The 1,920-nt window shown below is 71.1% G+C and carries 2 protein-coding genes and 1 pseudogene; all 3 read right to left on the bottom strand.

Annotated elements, in window-relative coordinates; translation table 11 throughout:
* Positions 1-3: 3 nt before the first annotated feature.
* The gene (locus ACF1DX_RS25305; RefSeq protein ID WP_391793411.1) at positions 4-348 is read right to left on the bottom strand and encodes a hypothetical protein; all 345 of its coding nucleotides are present in this window, start codon (positions 346-348) and stop codon (positions 4-6) included.
* Entirely contained in the window at positions 341-760 is a 420-nt protein-coding gene (locus tag ACF1DX_RS25300) for a YbaB/EbfC family nucleoid-associated protein (RefSeq protein ID WP_391793410.1), read from the bottom strand. Before ACF1DX_RS25300 ends, ACF1DX_RS25305 begins: the two co-directional genes overlap by 8 nt.
* Before the next feature lie 75 nt (positions 761-835).
* Positions 836-1,920 (bottom strand): annotated as a pseudogene (locus ACF1DX_RS25295) (hypothetical protein); the annotation flags it as partial.

The following is a 1,920-nucleotide window of genomic DNA, read 5'->3' as shown; positions in this document are numbered from 1 at the left end:
GATCTATCGCCGCCCGTCGCCGCTGGTGTTGCCGTGAATGCTGTCCAGGGCGTCACCCTGCGTCCGGGAGAAGTCCTGACCCGACGACACCGTCAGGTCCGCGGCGCCACCGAGCGCGAGCCCGAGCTGCAGCATGGCCTCACGCAGGGCAGTGTGCGGGCCTTTGTACTGGGCTTCGAAGGCCGCGCCCAGCTTGTCCCGGCCCCACGGGGGCCTGGCCGGGTCCCACGACGTCGACGCGTCGAAGCCCTGGTGGAACATCTCCACCAGTCGGGCCACCTGATCGGTGGCGTCACCGCCGCGCTGGACCTCGTCCGGCAGCGCGGCGAACATGTCGCCGTCAGCCACGGGAACCCCCGCCCCGGTTCGCGCCGTCCGTCGGCATCTCGACGCCGAGGGACTTCAGCATGGCGTCCAGGTCCAGGTCCTCCAGCCCCGACATCGCGAGGCCCGAGCCGACACCCGCGACGGAATCAAGGTGTTCGGTGGCGCGGGCCACCACCTCGGTACGCGCCGCGGTGATCGTCTCCATGACGGCAGCCGCCAGCTTCTGCCCGGACATCTCCTTGTGCTTGTCGTTGAGGAACCGCAGCGCGTTCAGCTCGCCCCCGGCCCCCACGGTGACCTCCACCGCGCGGTCCTTGGACCGCACCGTCACCGACAGCGCCGCCACGTCCTGCTGCGCCCGCATCAACGCGTCGCGGTGCCGGGCGAACTCCGACAACGCCTCCTGGAGCTCCTGCTCCACCGAATCTTCCACGGTGTTCCTTTCTGGTGCGCTTTCACGCGCGTGCTTCGAGCCGCCGGCGGATGAGGCCGGCTCTTGGGCGGTCGGTCAGCGGCCGATCGACGCCGGCAGTCCGCCTTCCTCTGTTCCCCATACGTCGTCGCCGTCGTCCGACCACCCCGGGGAGCTGGTGGACGGCCGGTTGTATCCGCCGGGTCCGCCCTGGGAGCGGGCCGGTACGCCCAGCAGGTCCTCGGAGTCCTCTTCCTCGTCCTCGTACGCGTCCGGCTCCGGCCGGCCGACGGGGCGGGACTGCTGCTGGTTCGGGAAGAAGACGCCGTCGGACTCGTCGTCGCCGTAGACCTCGCGGATGCGTTCTTGTTCCCTGTTGCCCTGCTGGCCCTGCTGGCCCATGCGGGCCATGCCCATCATCATCATCGGCGAGAGCATGCCGCTCAGGCTGGAGTCGGCCCCCAGTCCCGTCCCTGCCCCCGCTCCCGTTGCCGGCTGGCCGACGGCGTCCTGCTGCTGGCTGCCGAAGGCCCGGTTCGGGTCGATCGAGGCTTCGGTGCGCTCGCCCGTGGGGTCGGTGGGACCGCCCGTGGCGTCGGTGAGGCCGGCCGTCGTGGGACTGGGCACGGTCTGGAACTGTCCGTCCGGACCGGCGATGGTGCTGCTGCCGTCCGGGAAGGTGGTGGTGGTGAACCCGTCCGTGCCCGTGGTGGCGGTGGTGCCGCTCGGGTAGTGCACGGTCGTGCTGCCGTCCGGGTCCAGGGTGGTGAGTTGACCGAGGTCGCCGGACGTGGTGGGCAGGTCCGAGAGCCCGCTGGGGCCGGTGGTGCCGTCCGGATTGGTGGTGGTGACCGTCCCGTCCGGGTGCAGCGTGTACGTGCCACCGTCGGGCAGGGTGGTCGTCACCGAGCCGTCGGGGCCGATGGAAGTGGTCGACCCGTCGGGGTTGACCAGGCTCTGGCCGGGGTCCAGATGGGTGGACACGGTCTGTCCGTCCGGGGTGACGGTGGTGACGGTGCCGTCGGGGGCCACCGTCGACACACCTCCGTCGGGGAAGGTGGTGGTCACGCTGCCGTCCGGGTTCTGCACGACCGTGCTCCCGTCGGAGCCGGTCAGCTGCACCTGCCCGTCCGGACCCACCACCTCCGTCACACCGTTGGGGAACTGCGTCACCGACGAAC

Origin of the sequence: Streptomyces sp. NPDC014676 (genome assembly GCF_043084105.1) — a bacterium.
Lineage (GTDB): Bacteria > Actinomycetota > Actinomycetes > Streptomycetales > Streptomycetaceae > Streptomyces.
This window is presented reverse-complemented; position numbering and strand designations above follow the sequence as displayed.